The 16794-nt window shown below is 71.9% G+C and carries 17 protein-coding genes and 3 tRNA genes; 16 read left to right on the top strand and 4 right to left on the bottom strand.

The window, feature by feature from the left end:
• Positions 1 to 39 precede the first annotated feature (39 nt).
• On the bottom strand, positions 40 to 1041 hold the full coding sequence (locus KBX26_RS15605) for an endonuclease/exonuclease/phosphatase family protein (RefSeq protein ID WP_210865805.1): 1002 nt from the start codon (positions 1039 to 1041) through the stop codon (positions 40 to 42).
• A gap of 385 nt (positions 1042 to 1426) precedes the next feature.
• On the opposite strand from KBX26_RS15605, the gene KBX26_RS15610 reads away from it, so the two are divergent.
• From KBX26_RS15610 to KBX26_RS15650, 9 genes are all read left to right on the top strand, one after another.
• A complete protein-coding gene (locus KBX26_RS15610) occupies positions 1427 to 1936 on the top strand; it encodes a hypothetical protein (protein ID WP_030335359.1) in 510 nt (169 codons plus the stop codon).
• A gap of 454 nt (positions 1937 to 2390) precedes the next feature.
• Positions 2391 to 3440, top strand: coding sequence for a MoxR family ATPase (locus KBX26_RS15615; protein ID WP_030335357.1), 1050 nt, complete (start codon positions 2391 to 2393; stop codon positions 3438 to 3440).
• A complete protein-coding gene (locus KBX26_RS15620) occupies positions 3437 to 4450 on the top strand; it encodes a DUF58 domain-containing protein (protein WP_210865747.1) in 1014 nt (337 codons plus the stop codon). Before KBX26_RS15615 ends, KBX26_RS15620 begins: the two co-directional genes overlap by 4 nt.
• A complete protein-coding gene (locus tag KBX26_RS15625; RefSeq protein ID WP_030335353.1) occupies positions 4447 to 5406 on the top strand; it encodes a VWA domain-containing protein in 960 nt (319 codons plus the stop codon). Before KBX26_RS15620 ends, KBX26_RS15625 begins: the two co-directional genes overlap by 4 nt.
• A gap of 38 nt (positions 5407 to 5444) precedes the next feature.
• Entirely contained in the window at positions 5445 to 6299 is an 855-nt protein-coding gene (locus KBX26_RS15630; protein WP_030335352.1) for a S1C family serine protease, read from the top strand.
• Positions 6300 to 6398: 99 nt separating this feature from the next.
• Positions 6399 to 6695 (top strand): hypothetical protein, encoded by a 297-nt coding sequence (locus tag KBX26_RS15635; RefSeq protein WP_030335350.1) that lies wholly within the window; start codon positions 6399 to 6401, stop codon positions 6693 to 6695.
• A 34-nt stretch (positions 6696 to 6729) separates the two neighbouring features.
• On the top strand, positions 6730 to 7155 hold the full coding sequence (gene arfB, locus KBX26_RS15640; protein ID WP_030335348.1) for an alternative ribosome rescue aminoacyl-tRNA hydrolase ArfB: 426 nt from the start codon (positions 6730 to 6732) through the stop codon (positions 7153 to 7155).
• Positions 7156 to 7274: 119 nt separating this feature from the next.
• Positions 7275 to 8273 (top strand): aldo/keto reductase, encoded by a 999-nt coding sequence (locus KBX26_RS15645; protein WP_210865748.1) that lies wholly within the window; start codon positions 7275 to 7277, stop codon positions 8271 to 8273.
• Positions 8274 to 8346: 73 nt separating this feature from the next.
• Complete coding sequence (locus KBX26_RS15650) at positions 8347 to 8943, top strand: TetR family transcriptional regulator (RefSeq protein ID WP_210865749.1); 597 nt, start codon at positions 8347 to 8349, stop codon at positions 8941 to 8943.
• Between the two features lie 16 nt (positions 8944 to 8959).
• Here KBX26_RS15650 and KBX26_RS15655 read toward each other — a convergent pair whose 3' ends face one another.
• Both KBX26_RS15655 and KBX26_RS15660 read right to left on the bottom strand, forming a co-directional pair.
• Positions 8960 to 9826 carry a 3-methyladenine DNA glycosylase gene (locus KBX26_RS15655; protein WP_210865750.1) on the bottom strand — a complete coding sequence of 289 codons (867 nt, stop codon included), beginning with the start codon at positions 9824 to 9826 and terminating at the stop codon, positions 8960 to 8962.
• Between the two features lie 34 nt (positions 9827 to 9860).
• Positions 9861 to 11345 (bottom strand): hypothetical protein, encoded by a 1485-nt coding sequence (locus tag KBX26_RS15660; protein WP_210865751.1) that lies wholly within the window; start codon positions 11343 to 11345, stop codon positions 9861 to 9863.
• A 174-nt stretch (positions 11346 to 11519) separates the two neighbouring features.
• Here KBX26_RS15660 and KBX26_RS15665 point away from each other — a divergent pair, with 174 nt between their 5' ends.
• The 4 genes from KBX26_RS15665 to KBX26_RS15680 all read left to right on the top strand — a co-directional run bounded on the left by KBX26_RS15665 (position 11520) and on the right by KBX26_RS15680 (position 12947).
• Positions 11520 to 12323: a fumarylacetoacetate hydrolase family protein gene (locus KBX26_RS15665; protein ID WP_081883971.1), complete on the top strand. Its 804-nt coding sequence runs from the start codon at positions 11520 to 11522 to the stop codon at positions 12321 to 12323.
• A gap of 108 nt (positions 12324 to 12431) precedes the next feature.
• A tRNA-Gln gene (locus KBX26_RS15670) sits at positions 12432 to 12503 on the top strand.
• A gap of 134 nt (positions 12504 to 12637) precedes the next feature.
• Positions 12638 to 12710 (top strand) — tRNA-Glu (locus KBX26_RS15675).
• Positions 12711 to 12874: 164 nt separating this feature from the next.
• A tRNA-Glu gene (locus tag KBX26_RS15680) sits at positions 12875 to 12947 on the top strand.
• 215 nt (positions 12948 to 13162) lie between these two features.
• Here the strand turns inward: KBX26_RS15680 and KBX26_RS15685 are convergent.
• Entirely contained in the window at positions 13163 to 13849 is a 687-nt protein-coding gene (locus KBX26_RS15685) for an IclR family transcriptional regulator (protein WP_007456408.1), read from the bottom strand.
• Positions 13850 to 13898: 49 nt separating this feature from the next.
• On the opposite strand from KBX26_RS15685, the gene leuC reads away from it, so the two are divergent.
• From leuC to KBX26_RS15700, 3 genes are all read left to right on the top strand, one after another.
• Positions 13899 to 15344, top strand: coding sequence for a 3-isopropylmalate dehydratase large subunit (leuC, locus tag KBX26_RS15690; protein WP_030335336.1), 1446 nt, complete (start codon positions 13899 to 13901; stop codon positions 15342 to 15344).
• 14 nt (positions 15345 to 15358) lie between these two features.
• A complete protein-coding gene (gene leuD / locus KBX26_RS15695) occupies positions 15359 to 15946 on the top strand; it encodes a 3-isopropylmalate dehydratase small subunit (protein ID WP_030335334.1) in 588 nt (195 codons plus the stop codon).
• 172 nt (positions 15947 to 16118) lie between these two features.
• The gene (locus KBX26_RS15700; protein ID WP_210861677.1) at positions 16119 to 16787 is read left to right on the top strand and encodes an HU family DNA-binding protein; all 669 of its coding nucleotides are present in this window, start codon (positions 16119 to 16121) and stop codon (positions 16785 to 16787) included.
• Positions 16788 to 16794 lie beyond the last annotated feature (7 nt).

A 16794-nucleotide genomic window follows, 5' to 3' on the forward strand; every position in this document is an offset into this window, starting at 1 on the left:
ATCTTGCACTTTGTGTCGTCGATACAAGGCTTTTGCTCGTTATGACGGGACAGAAAGCGCAAGATCGCGGGCGGGCGGGCGGGGGAGGGGCAGGCGCGGGGGGTAGGGGGTGGGGAGGGTGAGGGTGGCTTGGACGGGGCGGTGGTCGCTGCCGGGTAGGGCGAGCACCCGCACCGAGCGGACCGCTATCCGGTGGTCGACCAGGATGTGGTCGATGGCGACGGGTGGGATGAGGTCGCCGTCGTACGGGCCCCAGGTGCCGGTCAGGCCCTGTCCGGTGGCGTCGGCGGCGTCGACGTAACCGGTGCGCAGCAGGGCCCGCAGTGGGCTGTGGTCGAGGGTGGCGTTGAAATCCCCGGCGAGGATCCGCAGGCCGCCGTCCGGAGTGGCCGGTGGTTGGGCGGTCAGGTCGGCCCGCCAGGCGCCCACCTGGTCCAGGGCGTACGGCGCCGAGGGGTGGGCGGACTCGACGCGGACCGGGGGCCCACCGGGGACGGACACCGTCGCGTACGCCTGGCTGAAGCCCCAACCTTCGAGGTTGCGCCGGACGCCGACGTCGCTGATCGGCCACCGCGAGTAGAGCCCCGACCCGGCGGTGCCGATCTCCGGGTTGAGCTGCCGGTGCGGCAGCAGCGTGTCGAGGCCGAGCTGGTCCAGGGCGGCCTGCGCGTCCGGGGTGAACTCCTGCACGGTGAGCACGTCGACCTGGTGTCGCCGGACCAGCTCCACGAGCGTCCGCGCGTCACCGGTGCCGGCGAGCAGGTTGGCGGTGAGCAGCCGCACGGTCGGCCCGGCCGCCGCCGGCTGCGGGCTGGCCAGCGCCCGCGGTGCGACGGTGCCGAGCAGCGCCACCGCCGTCACTGCCGCGAGCGCCGCCGGCCACCAGCGCCGTAGGGCGAGCGCGAGGGCCAGGACCAGCACGCTGACGCCCGCGACGTACGGGGTGAAGGCGAGCGCCTGCACCAACGGCCCCCGGTCCAGGCCGAGCAGCCGGGCGGCCGCCCAGAGCGCTGTGGGTGCGACGGCAAGCCACCAGAGCACCGTGCGAAGCCGGGTGAACCGGTGCGCGGGTGCAGCCTCGACGGTCACGCCGATGATCGTAGCCGAGCGTCAGAAACCATTTCATGAATGATGACGCTCTCACATTTCACAATTATCTGACGGCTGGTTGACACCTCGGAAAAGCGAGATCAACTATTGACTGTCTGCTTTTTCCGGTGCTACGTTCCATCTGGCTCAAACGACGCAACTCTGAGTAGTATCCGCAGCTCAGATGGGATGTAGATTGCCGAGAAATCAATCTACCAGGGTGCCAGTGAGTTGGCTTTCCCTCGCCCAGCAGTCGTCGTACTCCTATTTATGGGCAGTCATCCGTCCCGCCCCGCGGGTCGGCCGAATTCGCACGGTCACACAAGGGGGACCTGTCATGAGTACATCCTTCCGACGTAAGTTGGCGGCGGTCACGTTCGCCGTCCTGGGCCTCAGCCTGGCCGGCGGGGGCATCGCCATCGCCCAGCCGTCGGCGAAGGCGCCGCAGGAGGCCGTCCAGCCGGCGGCGCGCGGCAGCAACGCCCAACCGCCGGTCACCGCCGAGTCGGCCCGCAAGGCCAAGGCCGCGCTGAAGGCGGGTGCGGCCAGCACGCTGGTGGCCACCAACGTCTTCACCGTCGTCAACTCCAACGGCACCAAGGCGCGCGGCACCGGCACCGTCATCAAGTACGGCCCCGGCCAGTACGAGGTGCAGTTCGGCTACACCGTCACGGCCGGTGCCTTCCTGGCCACCATCTCGCGGTCCGACGCCTGCTGCATTCCGCCGGCTGGCGAGATCTCGGTGGCTCCGCGGCTGAGCACGCCCAACGCGGTCTTCGTGCAGACCCGCAACTCGGCCGGGACCCCGGCTGACCTGGGCTTCACCCTGCTCACCCACACACCCTGACCGAACCGGCACCCGGCCCCCGTCGCCTGTGGCGTCGGGGGCCGGACCCTGTCCGCTCAGCGGATTCGCCGGATGCGCCTCGGCCAGCCGGTCCGGGCATTGATCGACTCGGGTTTCCTGAAGTCGGCGTGTCCGCCGATCCGGGATACCCCGATTTTCGTGAACGCGAGTGGATCACGCAGGCGTCCTTCACCGGCTCGCCGGTCGGACTCTCCGTGGCCGGGCGCTGGAGGCTCTGCGTCCTTTGGCCTCGCTCGCGCCGATCGGCGCTCCCTGGCCGGTCGCCTGCCGACTTCGGTGCCTCCGCCGCCGATCGGGCCGGTTGAGGCCGTCCTCGACGGGCTCGCGATGGTCGTCACCCTTCCGCGCGGCTCATCCCGATTCCGGCCACTGCGGGCCGGTCCGGCCCGCACAATCCGACGTTTGCCGGCCGTGTGCCCGGGAAGCAAGCACCGTGACGGACATCTCGGACACCCTGGCCAGCATGCCCAGCCCGGTCGATCCGGAGCCGACCGGCATCGAGCTGGAACAGACCCTCTTCGAGGTCAAACGCGTGATCGTGGGGCAGGATCGCCTCGTCGAACGCCTGCTCACCGCCCTGGTCGCCAACGGACACTGCCTCCTGGAGGGGGTGCCCGGCGTGGCCAAGACACTGGCCGCGCAGACCCTCGCGACAGTGGTCGGCGGCACCTTCTCCCGGATCCAGTTCACCCCGGACCTGGTGCCCTCCGACATCGTGGGCACCCGGATCTACCGGGCGTCCAAGGAAACCTTCGACATCGAGCTGGGCCCGATCATGGCCAACCTGGTGCTGGCCGACGAGATCAACCGGGCCCCCGCCAAGGTCCAGTCGGCGCTGCTGGAGGCGATGGCCGAACGGCAGGTCTCGATCGGCGGGCGCAGCTGGCCGGTCCCGGAGCCGTTCCTGGTGCTGGCCACCCAGAACCCGATCGAGTCCGAGGGGGTCTACCAGCTTCCCGAGGCGCAGCGCGACCGGTTCCTGATGAAGGTGGTGGTCGACTACCCCAGCGACGCCGACGAGCTGGCCATCCTCTACCGGATGAGCACCGACCGGCCGAGCCCGCGCCAGGTGCTCGACGCGCAACGGCTGCGGGACCTGCAGGCCCACGCCGAGCGGGTCTTCGTCCACCACGCGTTGGCCGAGTACGTGGTGCGGCTGATCCTCGCCACCCGCGACCCGGGCCGGTTCGGGCTGCCGGAGATCGCCCCGCTGCTGGCGTACGGGGCCAGTCCGCGAGCCACCCTGGGCCTCGTCGCGGCCGCCCGTGCGCAGGCCCTGCTGCGGGGGCGGGAGTACGTGCTGCCCGAGGACATCCGTGAGCTGGCCGTCGACGTCCTCGCCCACCGGCTGGTGCTCTCCTTCGACGCGGTGGCCGACGGGGTGTCGGCCGAAAGCGTGGTGCGACGGCTCGTCGAGGCGGTGCCACCGCCCCGGCTGGCCAGCGGGCACCCGCAGCAGGCACCGGACCTGGCGGCGGCATGAGACGCGCCGCCGCCGCGCCCGCCGACCCCGGCCTGGCCGAGCTGGCCCCCGACCAGCGCCTGCGCCGGCTGGAACTGACCGTCACGCGTCGGCTGAACGGCCTGCTGCACGGTCAGTACCGCGGTCTGCTGCCCGGTCCGGGCAGTGAGCCCGCCGGCAGTCGCGAGTACCGGCCGGGCGAGGACGAGGTCCGCCGGATGGACTGGGCGGTGACGGCCCGCACGGCTGTGCCGCACGTCCGGCAGGTCGACGCCGACCGGGAACTGACCACCTGGCTGCTCGTCGACGGCAGCGCCAGCATGGAGTTCGGCACCGCCGAGCTGGACAAACGGGAACTGGCGGTGGCCGCCGTCGCGGCGGTCGGCTTCCTGACCGCGGGTGTCGGCAACCGCCTTGGCGCCCAGGTGCTGCGCGCCGACGGGGTACGCCGGTTTCCGGCCCGCAGCGGTCGTACCCATCTGCTCGCGCTGCTCCGCGCGCTGCTCGCCGCCCCCCGCGTCACCGCGCCCCCCGACCGGCCGGGGCGTGGCCCCACGGCCCGACCGCCCGACCTGGCGGACGGCCTCGACGCGCTGCACCGGATCGCCAACCGGCGCGGGCTGGTGGTGGTGGTCTCCGACTTCCTCGACGGTCTGCCCGACGATCCCGGCGAGGCGGCACCCTGGGAGCGGACCATGCGCCGGCTGGCCGTCCGGCACCAGGTGCTGGCGATCGAGGTGACCGACCCGCGGGAGCTGGAACTGCCGGACGTCGGCCTGATCACGCTCGTCGACCCGGAGACCGGCCGGCACCGCGAGGTGTCCACGTCGGACCGCCGGCTGCGCGAGCGGTACGCCGAAGCCGCCGCCGCCCAGCGCGAACAGGTCCGTCAGGCGGTGCGTCGCAGCGGTGCCACCCACCTGCCGCTGCGCACCGACGGGGACTGGAGCGCCGACATCGTCCGGCACGTGCACGCCCAGCGTCGGCTGGCCGCCGCGCCGTCCGGCCAGCCGCGGGGAGGTGCCGCGTGATCTGGCAGTCGCCGCTGCGACTCTGGCTGCTGCTCGGCGTGCTCGCCCTGGTCGTCGCGTACCTGGTGATGCAGCGCCGACGCAGCCGGTACGCGGTCCGCTTCACCAACCTGCGGCTGCTGGACCGGGTGGCGCCGCAGCGGCCCGCGTGGCGTCGGCACGTACCGGCCGGGCTCTTCCTGGCCATGCTGGCGCTGCTCGTGGTCGGCTTCGCCCGCCCGACCGCCGAGGTCCGGGTGCCCCGGGAACGGGCCACGGTGATGGTGGCGGTGGACGTCTCGACGTCGATGCTCGCCACCGACGTCGAGCCGGACCGGCTGGCCGCGGCGAAGGAGGCCGCCCGGCGCTTCGTCAAGGGCCTGCCCGACGAGTTCAACGTGGGGCTCGTCGCGTTCGCCGGGAGCGCCGCCGTGCTGGTGCCACCTGGCACCGACCGGGACGCCCTCGAAGAGGGGATCGACCGGCTCGCCGAGGGGATCACCGGCGTGCAGGGCACCGCGATCGGCGAGGCCATCAACACCTCCCTCGGCGCGGTCAAGAGCCTGGACAACGAAGCCGCGAAGGAGCCGCCACCGGCCCGGATCATCCTGCTCTCCGACGGCGCCAACACCTCCGGGATGGACCCGATGGAGGCGGCGGCGGAGGCGGTGACGGCGGAGGTGCCGGTGCACTCGATCTCGTTCGGCACACCGTCCGGGTTCGTCGACCGGGGTGGCCGACCCATCCAGGTGCCGGTGGACGGGCAGACCCTCAAGGCGGTCGCCGAGGAGACCGGCGGGATGTTCCACGAGGCCAGCACCTCCGACGAGCTGCGAGCCGTCTACGACGACATCGGCAGTTCGGTCGGCTACCGCACCGAGCGGCAGGACGTCTCGGCCCGGTTCATCGGCCTCGGACTGGTGTTCGCGATGGGTGCCGCCGCCGGCTCGATGCGCTGGTTCTCCCGGCTGCCCTGACCGCTGTGCACAACCGACGTCGTCAGTGAGGAGTACGCATGGCAGTGCAGACCGGACTGGGCGAACCGCGTGGTCCCTGGTTCATCTCGCCGGAACTCGACCCGGACGGGCGCGGGTGGTGGGACGCGCCCGAGCGCGACCCGGGCGGACGGCGGCCCGGGCGGCTGCTCGCCGTGCTGGGCGTGGTGGCGGTCTCGGCCGTCTCCGGTGCTCTCGCCGGTGGCGTGGTGGCCAGCCGGGACGGGGCTGGTGGGCCGGCGGCCGCGTCCGCCGCCCCGGTGCCGGCCGAGCTGGTCACCGCGGCCGAGCGGACCGTGCCGGGGGTGGTGTCGGTGCTGGCCGGCGGCGCGAGCAGCGGGTCCGCGACCGGCTCCGGCTTCGCCGTGGACGACCAGCAGCACCTGATCACCAACGACCACATCCTGGCCAAGGGTGGTGGCGGTCCGGTGACAGTGGAGCTGCCCGACGGGCGTCGGTTCGCCGCCGAGGTGGTCGGGCGGGAGCCGCGCAGTGACCTGGCGGTGCTGAAGGTGCCGGCGTCGGCCGGTCTCACCCCGTTGCCCCTGGCCAAGCCGGGCGCGACCCGGGTCGGTGAGCCGGTGCTCGCGGTGGGTTCGCCGCTCGGGCTGGCGGGGACGGTCACCGCTGGCATCGTCAGCGCCCTGGACCGCGAGGTACGCCTCGGCAACAACCGGCACAGCGCGGTGCAGACCGACGCGTCCATCAACCCGGGCAACTCCGGTGGGCCACTGGTCAACGCCCGTGGTGAGGTGGTCGGGGTGAACACCGCCATCGCCACCATCGACGGGAACGGCTCGATCGGCATCGGTTTCGCCATCCCGATCGACCAGGTGCAGCAGACCGCGGACACGATCATCGGCAAGGGTGGCTGAGCTGCCCGAACGCCCCTGCCGGGGGCTGCCACTGTCAGATATCCGGCCCGACGGCATCGGACCATGGAAATATTACGGTCGGTATGGATACTGGCGGAGGTGGAGCGTCCTCTTCTCACGGTCCTCCTGCTGGTGGGGCTGGTCATCGGATGTGCAGTGGGGTCGGCGTACGCCCGGGCACGACGCGGGTGGAACGACTACCAGACCGTCAAGAAATCGGTGCCGGGCGCCCGCAGGGGCGCCTGGGCGCTGATCCGTGGGGTCGCCGTGAAGGCGGCGGTGATCGGGCTGCTGCTCTTCGGCGCGGTGGCGTACGCGGCGGTCGGTTCCGACGAGGAGACCGCCGGGACGGCGCCCAGCCAGTCCCCGACCCAGAGCGAGCCTCCGCACCGATAGCCCCCGGCAGGCCGTGGCGGGTTAGCCTCGGGGCGTGGACGACGGACTGCGGGTGACCGACCGGTGGGTCGTCCCCGCCGCAGAGCTGCGGGAGCGGTTCTCCCGCTCGTCTGGGCCGGGCGGGCAGGGCGTGAACACCGCTGACTCCCGCGTCGAGCTCAGCTACGACCTGGCCAACTCGCCCACCGTGCCCGACTGGCTGCGGTCGCGGGCGCTGGCCCGGCTGGCCAACCGCCTCGTCGACGGGGTGCTGACGATCGCCGCCAGCGAGCACCGGGCCCAGCTGGCCAACCGGGAGGCGGCCCGGGCACGGATGACCGCCCTGCTGCGGGAGGCCGCCGCACCCCCACCACCGGCCCGTCGAGCGACCCGCCCGTCCCGTGGGGCGAAGGAGCGCCGGCTGGCCGAGAAGAAGCGCCAGTCCCAGCGCAAGCGTGACCGCCGAACAGACGGCGAGTAGTAAACCATCAGAAAAGTCCTCCGTCGTCGGGGTTCCTGCGAATCTCTAGTGACAGAATCTGAAATCTGTCATCCGAAAGGTGTACGCTCAACGCGTCACCCAGGTGAGAGGAACACCCCATGAACACCCGCACCCTCGGCACCACCGGCCCCACCGTCTCCGCGCTCGGGCTCGGCCTGATGGGCATGTCGGACCTCTACGGCGCCACCGACGAGGCCGAGAGCATCGCCACCATCCACGCCGCACTGGACGCCGGCATCACCCTGCTGGACACCGGCGACTTCTACGGCATGGGGCACAACGAGCTGCTGCTGCGCGACGCGTTGCGCGGCCGCAACCGCGACAACGCCCTGATCAGCGTGAAGTTCGGCGCTCTGCGCGACATCGAGGGCGGTTGGAACGGCGTCGACGTCCGCCCCGCCGCGATCAAGAACTTCCTGGCGTACACCCTGCGCCGTCTCGGCACCGACCACGTGGACATCTACCGCCCGGCCCGGCTTTCCCCGGACGTCCCGGTGGAGGACGTGGTCGGCACCCTCGCCGAGCTGGTCAAGGCCGGCCACATCCGCCACATCGGTCTGTCCGAGGTGAGCGCGGAAACCCTGCGCCGGGCGCACGCCGTGCACCCGATCACCGACCTGCAGATCGAATACTCGCTGATCTCCCGCAACCCGGAGACCGACATCCTGCCGACGGCCCGCGAGCTCGGCGTCGGGATCACCGCCTACGGGGTGCTGTCCCGCGGGCTCATCAGCGGCCACTGGACGGCCCAGCGGGAGACCGCCGGCACCGACTTCCGCAGCCACCTGCCCCGGTTCTCCGGCGACAACCTCGGCCGCAACCTGGCCCTGGTGGAGGCGCTGCGCGCCATCGCCGAGACCCGGGGCGTCACCGTGGCGCAGATCGCCATCGCCTGGGTGCTCGCCCGGGGCGAGAACATCGTGCCCCTGATCGGCGCCCGCCGCCGCGACCGCCTCACCGAGGCACTGGGAGCCGCGGCGATCACGCTCACCGAGGCGGACCTGGCCGCCATCGAGGCCGCCGTCCCGGCCGACGCGGTCGCCGGCGCCCGCTACGACGAGGCGCAGATGGCCCACCTGGACAGCGAGCGGGCGTGACCACCCGGCCGTGGCGCGTCCGCCGACCGGGGGTCGCGCCACGGCCGGTCGCGCCGTCAGGAAGGCTTGAGCGATGAGCGACGCCACCGCCCTGACGGCCGACCGCATCCTCGACACCGCCGAGGAGGTGCTGCGCCGCTACGGGCCGGCCAAGGCCACTGTGCTGGACGTCGCCCGCGCGCTGGGCGTGAGCCACGGCAGCGTCTACCGGCACTTCGCCAGCAAGGCGGCGCTGCGCGACGCGGTCGCCGAACGGTGGCTGGCCCGGGTGTCCACCCCGCTGATCGAGGTGGCCACCGGGCCCGGCCCGGCCCCACGACGGCTGCGCCGCTGGCTGGCGGAGCTGAGCGGCACCAAACGCCGGATGGCGCGGGAGGACCCCGAGCTGTTCGACAACTTCCACCAGCTCGCCACCCTCTCCGAGGGCGCGGTCGCCACCCACCTGGAGGTCCTCGCCGGTCAACTCAGCCTGATCGTCGCGGACGGGGTCACCGCCGGTGAATTCGCCGTGCCCGACCCGGCGGTGGCCGGCCGGGCCCTGTTGCAGGCCACCGCCCGGTTCCACCACCCAGCCCACCGGGCCGACTGGAACGATCCCGGCCTCGACGACGACATGGAAGCCGTCGTGGCGCTGCTCATCGACGGCCTGCGTATCCGCCCGGCAACCTGAGCGGGCCGACGCCGGGTCAGGCCGGGACGGCGGTGAGCAGCCGGTCGCGTAGCACCGCGGCCCGCTCGGCGAACGCGCGCTGCGCCGCCGCGTACTCCGCCCGACCGTCCGCGGTCTCCACCCGCACCGGCGGGTAGCCGAGCGCCGCCAGGTCGTACGGGCTGGCCCGCATGTCCAGCGTGCGGATGTCCCGAGCCAGGTCGAACGCGTCGGCCACCAACTCCGAGGGCACCAACGGCGACAACTTGTACGCCCACTTGTACAGATCCATGTTGGCGTGCAGGCAGCCCGGCTGCTCGTGCGCGTGCTGCGTCTCCCGGGTCGGGGAGAGCACATTCAACGGGCGGGCCGGCGGTGTGAAGAACCGGAACGCGTCGAAGTGGCTGCACCGCACCCCGCGCTCCTCGACGACCGCGGCGGTGCGCTCCGCGCTCAACCGCAGCGGCCAGGCGTTGTGCCGCAACTCCTCCCGGGTCTGCCGGTAGACCATCGCCCACTCGTGCATCCCGAAGCAGCCGAAGTGCGGCGCCCGCCCACGCGTCGCCGTCAACAGGGAACGGATCCAGGCGATCGACTCGGCGCGCCGCGCGCGTACCCCGTCGGTGTCGAGGGTGACCCCCGCGGTGCTGGCGCGGTAGTCGCGGCCGAACTCCGCCGGGTCGGCGTCGCGCAACTCGACCCCGGGCCCCGGATGCCAGCGCCGCAGCTGGGCCGGGCGGTGCGAGTAGTAGGTGAACAGGAAGTCGGCCACCGGATGCCGCTCACCGCGTCGTCGCCGGGCCAGGTGCGGGGTCAGCCAGACGTCCACCCGCTGCTCGTGGGCCCGCCGGCGGGCCTGCCACTGCGCCGCGTCGAGCACGGTGCGGGCGAGGGCGGCGGTCACGCACCCAGGGTACGACCGCCGCCCGGAACACCGGTCAGGGCATGTGCACCCGGACCCCGGCGGAGAACACCCCGCTGCGCAGCTCCAGCTGCTCCGGCGGGTCCCGCCCGTCGACGGTGAAGACCAGCGGCAGCACCATCCGGGTACCCGCCGCCATCGGGTTGGCGAAGACGTCCCGACCCAGGTTCGCCATCCGGGTGGCCGACTCGTCGGTGCTCACCCAACGCCCGCTCGGCAGGTACGCCCGTTGCAGCTCGCTGTGCCACAGCTGGTGGTCGGCGGTGACGTTGCGCACACCCACTGTCGCCTCGCAGCGTCGGCCGTTCACCGGCGCGGGAGGGCCACCGTCGGCCTTCCCGGCGGTGCCGGGAGCGCCGCAGGTCATCCGGTACACGGTGAACTCGAACGCCGACTCGCGCAGCGGCACACCCAGCGACCCGGTGACCCCGGTGCCCATCCACGCGCCGCTGGTCGGCTGCTTCTGGGTGTCGATCGCCGCGACCTGCCGGGTCGCCGTCCAACCCGCGGTGCCGACGACGCCGGCCAGCACCACGACCGCTGCGCCCACCAACATCCAGACCGGCGGGGTACGCCGACGCCGCACCGGACTCGGGGCTGCCGGTCGCGGGTAGATCGTCCCGCGACCATCCCCGGCTCCACCGCCGGTGGCGAGCGCGGCAGCCGTCACCCGCCGCCCGCGCCGCCGCCGTCGCCACACCCAGAACACCGCGGCGCTGACCAGCAGCAGAACCGCCAGGCCGGCGAGGAGTACCGGGTAGCGGCGCCAGGCCGGTGCCTCGGTCACCTCGGCCGCCGGTGCCGCCGCGGCCTGCCAGGTGGCAGTGGCGCAGTCGTACGGTCGGCTGCCGTCACTGGTGAACGCGCAGGTCGGCGCGGTCAGCGGCTGACCCGGTGCGGTCGCCGCGAGCGCGGTGCCCAACGTGGTGGTGCTGTGCGCGGGCAGCCGCAGCCGCCACGTCACCTCGGTGGCCGACCCGTTGGCCGGGGTGGACCGGCCGCCGCCGCTGATCGCAGTCGTCGTCGAGCCGGGCGGCAACTCCTGACGCACAGTGGTGTCCAGCGTCGAGCCGCTCACGTTGCGCACCTGGATCCGGTACCTCGGTGCCGGGCTGCTCTCCGTCGCGACCGCCACCGTGACCGGTTGCGGGGGCGCGGACGCCGGCGCCCGGGTGGGTGGTGCCATCGCCGGTGGCGCCGAGGGCGGCGTGGGTTCGGTCACCCGGGCGGCCATCGCCACCGGCGGCCGAGTGACCGCTGGGCCGACCGTCGCCGGTGGTGGTGGCGGGACGTCCGTGGGACGTGGCGCGCCAGCCGGTGGTCCTGGCGTGGCCGCCGGCGGTCGTGGCGCGCTGGCCGTCGGTTGTGGCGTGGCCGCCGGTGGTCGTGGCGCGGCCGCCGCCTCCGGAGCCGCCGCCGGCAGGGCCGGCACGGCGGCGAGGATGCCGAGGCAGTGCACGAACACTGCGAGGGCTCTGTGGTGTCGTGTCGATGCAGGCATACGAACGAACCTCCGGAGCCGACGGTAGGGGCGCGTCGCTTCCGTGCGGGTACGAATTCGGGAAGCCCGCCCCGGTCACCTCCTGCTCCGATAGGCTGCCGCGCGCTGACGGGTTGCGCACACCCGAGCGCCGGTCGTGGCCGGTTGGGGTGCCGACGGGGCTAGATTGGCGGGGTGCGTATCGCTCGTTTCGCCCATGCCAAGGGAATGTCGTTCGGTGCCGTCGAAGGCGAACCGGGGGCCGGGCCGCAGGGCCTGACCATCGCCGAGATCGAGGGCCACCCGTTCGGCAAACTCTCCTTCAGTGGGGCCCGGTGGGCCCTTTCCGACGTTCGGCTGCTGTCGCCGATCCTGCCCAGCAAGGTCGTGTGCGTCGGTCGTAACTACGCCGACCACGCCGCCGAGCTCGGCAACGACGTGCCCAAGGAGCCACTGCTCTTCCTCAAGCCGTCCACCTCGGTGATCGGCCCCCGGGACGCCATCCGACTGCCGATCTTCTCCAAGCAGGTCGAGCACGAGGCGGAGCTCGCGGTCGTGATCGGGGCCCCCGGGGCGCGCCGCGCCGACCGGGCCGCCGCCGAACGCGCCATCTTCGGCTACACCTGTGCCAACGACGTCACCGCCCGGGACCTTCAGCGCTCCGACGGGCAGTGGACCCGGGCCAAGGGCTTCGACTCGTTCTGCCCGATCGGCCCGTGGATCACCACCGGGCTGGACGTCTCCGATCTGGAGATCCGGTGTGAGGTGGGTCGCAACCCGGAGGAGATGGAGGTACGCCAGCTCGGCCGGACGAAGGACATGGTCTTCGACGTTCCCGGCCTGGTGTCGTACATCTCGCACGTGATGACTCTGCTGCCCGGCGACGTGGTTCTCACCGGCACTCCGGCCGGGGTTAGCCCGCTTGTCGAGGGGGATACGGTCACCGTGCGGATCGAGGGCATCGGCGAGCTCACCAACCCGGTGGTTCCCGTCGCCTGATCCGTCTGATGCCCCTGTTTCCGCAGCTCACGGGTGGTTCGGGGGGATCGGATTTGGCCTGTCGGCACCGGGAGGGTAAAGTTCACTCCCGGCGCCGCAAGGGGCCAATGGGGTATGGGGTAATTGGCAGCCCGACTGATTCTGGTTCAGTTAGTCTAGGTTCGAGTCCTGGTACCCCAGCGCTGCTGGAATTCGCGAGAATTTCCAGACGCTGGATTCTGGCGGAGTTCGACTCCGCCCCTTCGGGGGCGGAGGGTGGTCTTCGGTAGAGTGCAGCTCCTCCACCGCCGAGGTGGGGGAGCGAAAGTTGTTCTGGCCCCGTCGTCTAGCGGCCCAGGACGCCGCCCTCTCAAGGCGGTAGCGCCGGTTCGAATCCGGTCGGGGCTACATCGTGCACAGCCCGTCTCACCTGGTGAGGCGGGCTGTTTCGTTGTCCGGGGGCGGCTGTTTCGCCGACCCGGGCAGGCTCGGACCCCGCGCTCGAACCCTCGGACGGTGCCGCTAGACTACAGTCGCACCGCCCGCGAGGGTGGTGAACGGAAGAAAGTTCTGGCCCCGTCGTCTAGTGGCCCAGGACGCCGCCCTCTCAAGGCGGTAGCGCCGGTTCGAATCCGGTCGGGGCTACAACCAAAGGCTCATCTCGCTCCGCGAGATGAGCCTTTCCCGTACCCCTCCGGCCCCTTCCAGCCCCGCTCTCGGTGATCAAGAGGTTTGCGTCAGCGCTCTCGGCGTGTCGTGACGCAAACCTCTTGATCACCGGAGGAGGCAGGGGCCTCCGGTGGAGGCAGCAACATTGGGGATGTTGCGCGGGGTGCGGGTGTGGGGGGCTCGGGGTGGGGTTAGAGGCCGGATAGGCGTTGGCCGGCTCTCACCACGGCCATGGCGTGGCGTTCGCCGGGGCGGCGGCCGAGGCGTTCGATCGGGCCGGAGATGCTCACCGAGGCGATCACTCTCCCGGTGCGGTCGCGGATCGGGGCCGAGACGCTCGCCACACCCGCCTCCCGCTCGGCGACGCTCTGCGCCCAGCCGCGACGGCGTACCTCGGCGAGGGTGCGGCCGGTGAACTTGCTGCGCGGCAGCAGTGGCATCACCGCCTCCGGCGGCTCCCAGGCGAGCAGGATCTGGGCCGCTGAGCCGGCCGTCATCGGCAGCACCGAGCCGACCGGGACAGTGTCCCGTAGGCCGCTGGCGCGCTCGGCCGCCGCCACGCAGATCCGCTCGTCGGCGCGGCGCAGGTAGAGCTGCGCGCTCTCACCGGTGGCGTCGCGCAGCGCGGCCAGCAACGGCTCGGCGGCGGTCAGCAGAACGTCCGGTGCGGCGTTGGCCAGCTCGCCCAGCCGGGGGCCGGGCCGCCATCTGCCCTGGGTGTCGCGCACCAGCATCCGGTGGATCTCCAAGGCCTGGGCCAGCCGATGTGCGGTGGCTCGGGGCAGCTTGGTGCGTTCAACGAGTTCGGCCAGGCTGGCGCCGTCCACGCAGGCGGCCAGGATGACCACCGCCTTGTCGAGAACGCCGACACCGCTCATACTGTGTCCCACAAGCCGAAACTTACCTCCCAGAATTTAGGATGTCCAGATGGTGGGAGTCACTCCTGAGCCGAGGACCCTGGCCGAGAAGGTCTGGGACGCGCACGTCGTACGGTCCGCCGCCGGTGAGCCGGACCTGCTCTTCATCGACCTGCACCTGCTGCACGAGGTGACCAGCCCGCAGGCGTTCGACGGGCTGCGGCTCGCCGGGCGCCGGGTGCGTCGTACCGACCTGACCCTCGCGACCGAGGACCACAACACCCCGACCGGGTACGCCGACCCGGCCTTCCGCCTCCGCCGTGGTGACCTGCTCACCATCGCGGACCCGACGTCGCGTACGCAGATCGAGACGTTGCGCCGCAACTGCGCCGAGTTCGGGGTGCGGCTGCACCCGCTCGGCGACGACAACCAGGGCATCGTGCACGTGATCGGCCCGCAGCTCGGTCTCACCCAGCCGGGTCTGACGATCGTCTGTGGCGACTCACACACCGCCACCCACGGCGCCTTCGGCGCGCTCGCCTTCGGCATCGGCACCAGCGAGGTGGAGCACGTCCTGGCCACCCAGACGCTGCCGCAGAGCCGGCCGAAGACGATGGCCGTGAACGTCACCGGTCGCCTCGCGCCCGGCGTGACCGCCAAGGACCTGGTGCTCGCGCTGATCACGCAGGTGGGCACGGGTGGGGGTCGCGGGCACATCGTCGAGTACCGCGGCGAGGCGATCCGCGCCCTCTCCATGGAGGGGCGGATGACCATCGCCAACATGTCCATCGAGTGGGGCGCCAAGGCCGGCATGATCGCGCCCGACGAGACCACCTTCGCGTACCTCAAGGGTCGCCCGAACGCGCCGCAGGGCGCGGACTGGGACGCGGCGGTGGCGTGGTGGCGGACGCTGCCCACCGACGAGGGGGCGCGCTTCGACGCCGAGGTGACCCTGGACGCCAGCCAGATCACCCCGTTCGTCACCTGGGGCACCAACCCCGGGCAGGGCGCGCCGCTGAGCGCCCCGGTGCCGGACCCGGAGGAGTTCACCACCGACTCGGAGCGCGCCGCCGCCCGCCGGGCCCTGGAGTACATGGACCTGCGCCCCGGCACCCCGCTGCGGGAACTGCCCATCGACGTGGTCTTCGTGGGGTCCTGCACCAACGGTCGCCTGGAGGACCTGCGGGCCGCCGCCGACGTGCTGCGGGGTCACCGGGTCGCCGACGGCGTCCGGATGCTCGTGGTGCCGGGCTCCGCCGCCGTACGCGAGGCAGCCGAGGCCGAGGGGCTGGACAAGGTCTTCGCCGACGCCGGAGCCGAGTGGCGGTTCGCCGGCTGCTCCATGTGTCTCGGCATGAACCCCGACACGCTGAAGCCGGGCGAGCGTTCCGCCTCCACCTCGAACCGCAACTTCGAGGGCCGTCAGGGCCGGGGTGGGCGTACCCACCTGGTCTCCCCGCCGGTGGCCGCCGCCACCGCCGTGGTCGGCCGGCTGGCCGCCCCCGCCGACCTGTAGAAGGGACCGACGAGATGGACAAGTTCACCACCCACACCGGCACCGCCGTGCCGCTGCGCCGGTCCAACGTGGACACCGATCAGATCATCCCCGCCGTGTACCTCAAGCGGGTGACCCGGACCGGATTCGCCGACGGGCTGTTCAGTGCCTGGCGGGAAGATCCGACATTCGTGCTCAACGATGAAAACTATTCCGGGGCGTCGATCCTCATCGCCGGCCCGGAGTTCGGCACCGGGTCCTCCCGGGAGCACGCCGTCTGGGCGCTACGGGACTGGGGCTTCCGCGCCGTGGTGGCCCCGCGCTTCGGTGACATCTTCCGCGGCAACGCCCTCAAGGAAGGTCTGTTGCCGGTCGAGTTGGAATTGAAAGCCGTCGAAGAGTTGTGGGACCTGGTCGAGGAGGATCCGAGCACCCCGGTGACCGTCGACCTGACCGCCCGCCAGCTCCGGGCGGGGGATGCGAGCTGGTCCTTCCCGCTGGACGACTTCAGCCGTTGGCGCCTGCTGGAAGGCCTCGACGACATTGGACTCACCCTCCGGCACGCCGCCGACATCGACTCCTACGAGGCGCGCCGACTGCCGTTCCTGCCCTCCGTGGCATAGCCGTTAGGCCGCTCGCACAGCGGATTTCACCCCCATCGGTCCAACCGGTGGGGGTGAATCCGTTACGACACAAGGGCTTTTTTCTACCGAATGTTTGTGTCCCGGCAGCACAGGGCATACCGTGCGCGCAGAATGGCTCGCGACGAGTCAGTTGCACAATCGGGAGGAAGTCGTGAACAAGGCCGAGCTCATCGAGGCGCTCGCCGTTCGCCTGGGGGACCGGAAGATGGCGACGGCCGCGCTCGACGCGGTCCTCACCGAGGTCCAGGCGGCGGTCACCAAGGGCGAGAAGGTGGCGATCACCGGATTCGGAGCATTTGAAAAGCGTGTGCGTGGCGCACGAACAGCGCGCAACCCGCGTACCGGCGAGGCGGTGAAGGTCAAGAAGACCTCAGTCCCGACCTTCCGCCCCGGCGCCGGGTTCAAGGAGATGGTGGCCAGCGGCAAGGTGCCGAAGGCCACGGTGGCGACGAAGAAGGCCGCCACCAGCACCACCACGGCCAAGGCGGCCGGCGCGAAGGCGACCGGCGCGAAGGCCACGGGCACCAAGGCCACCACGGCCAAGGCGGCCAGCAAGAAGACCGCCGCGGCCAAGGCGACCAAGACCGCCACGGCGACCAAGACGGCCGCCAGCAAGAAGACCGCCCCGGCCAAGGCGAGCAAGAGCACCACGGCGACCAAGACGGCCGCCAGCAAGAAGACCACCGCGGCGAAGAAGACCACCGCGGCGACCCGGTCGACCGCGGCGAAGAAGACCACCGCGGCGGCGAGCAAGAGCACGGCGGCCAAGAAGGCCCCCGCGAAGAAGGCCCCGGCCAAGAAGGCGGCCAGCAAGCGCTGACCGACCC

This window comes from Micromonospora sp. C97, from assembly GCF_018070385.1.
In the GTDB taxonomy this organism is placed as follows: Bacteria; Actinomycetota; Actinomycetes; order Mycobacteriales; family Micromonosporaceae; genus Micromonospora; species Micromonospora parva.

Bases quoted from the DNA above. Each gene is read 5' to 3' on its own strand.
- KBX26_RS15685 (WP_007456408.1), bottom strand. From the start codon at position 13,849: ATGAGCGGTGTCGGCGTTCTCGACAAGGCGGTGGTCATCCTGGCCGCC.
- KBX26_RS15620 (WP_210865747.1), top strand. From the start codon at position 3,437: ATGAGACGCGCCGCCGCCGCGCCCGCCGACCCCGGCCTGGCCGAGCTG.
- KBX26_RS15610 (WP_030335359.1), top strand. From the start codon at position 1,427: ATGAGTACATCCTTCCGACGTAAGTTGGCGGCGGTCACGTTCGCCGTC.
- leuD (WP_030335334.1), top strand. From the start codon at position 15,359: ATGGACAAGTTCACCACCCACACCGGCACCGCCGTGCCGCTGCGCCGG.
- KBX26_RS15660 (WP_210865751.1), bottom strand. From the start codon at position 11,345: ATGCCTGCATCGACACGACACCACAGAGCCCTCGCAGTGTTCGTGCAC.
- KBX26_RS15645 (WP_210865748.1), top strand. From the start codon at position 7,275: ATGAACACCCGCACCCTCGGCACCACCGGCCCCACCGTCTCCGCGCTC.
- KBX26_RS15630 (WP_030335352.1), top strand. From the start codon at position 5,445: ATGGCAGTGCAGACCGGACTGGGCGAACCGCGTGGTCCCTGGTTCATC.
- KBX26_RS15650 (WP_210865749.1), top strand. From the start codon at position 8,347: ATGAGCGACGCCACCGCCCTGACGGCCGACCGCATCCTCGACACCGCC.
- leuC (WP_030335336.1), top strand. From the start codon at position 13,899: ATGGTGGGAGTCACTCCTGAGCCGAGGACCCTGGCCGAGAAGGTCTGG.